The sequence below is a fragment of the Mesorhizobium sp. M7A.F.Ca.CA.003.01.2.1 genome (assembly GCF_003998945.1).
In the GTDB taxonomy this organism is placed as follows: domain Bacteria; phylum Pseudomonadota; class Alphaproteobacteria; order Rhizobiales; family Rhizobiaceae; genus Mesorhizobium; species Mesorhizobium ciceri.
Map to the genome: position 1 here is coordinate 1 of NZ_RZRA01001437.1, position 856 is coordinate 856.

The 856-nt window shown below is 68.7% G+C and carries 1 protein-coding gene; it reads left to right on the plus strand.

Going from position 1 to position 856, the window contains the following annotated elements:
• A partial coding sequence (locus EN969_RS33290) for an FAD-dependent oxidoreductase (RefSeq protein ID WP_127419866.1) occupies nucleotides 1-856 on the plus strand: 856 nt, incomplete at both ends.

Below are 856 nucleotides of genomic sequence, written 5' to 3' on the forward strand. Positions count from 1 at the left end.
GCATCTCCCTGAGGAGCGCCCGCCTCTGTCCAAGGAGGCGATGGCCAGCGATGCGCCCGGGATCAAGGCGATCGCCAGCGACGCAATTCTGGCCGAGAAGTCGATCCGGCATATCCATTCCGTCCAGGCCGTCGCGATCGACCGCGCGGCGCATACTGTGCGCCTGTCGGACGGATCGGTCCTGCCTTACGACAAGCTCCTGCTGGCAACCGGTTCGACGCCGCGCAAGCTGCCGATGCCGGGCCTGGGTCCGCGCTGCGTCTATCTCAGAACCTTCGCTGATGCGCTCGCCATTCGCGCGCATCTCACCCTCGGCAACCGTATCGCCATCATCGGCGGCGGCTTTATCGGCCTCGAACTCGCCGCCGCGGCCCGCAAGCTCGGTGCCGCGGTCACCGTCATCGAGGCGCAGCCTCGCATCCTGATTCGCGGCGTGCCGGCGGAGATCGCGGAAATCATCCATGAGGCGCATGTCGCCGAGGGCGTCGACATCCTGTGCGGCGACGGCATCGCGTCCATCGCCGACGATGGCAACGAGGTGCGCACCACACTTGCCGGCGGCCGGGAAATCGTCGCCGACCTCGCGATCATCGGCATCGGCGCCGTGCCGGTGGCCGGGCTTGCGGCCGAAGCGGGGCTGACGATCGACAATGGAATTGCAGTCGATGCCGAGCTGCGCAGCTGCGATCCCGACATCTTTGCCGCCGGCGATTGCTGCTCGTTTCCGCTCGCCGTCTATGGCGGCCGCCGGGTGCGGCTGGAAGCCTGGCGCAACGCCCAGGAACAGGGCGCGCTGGCGGCCAGGAACATGCTCGGCGCCGGCGAGGCGCATGCGGCGGTGCCGTGGGTCTGGTCG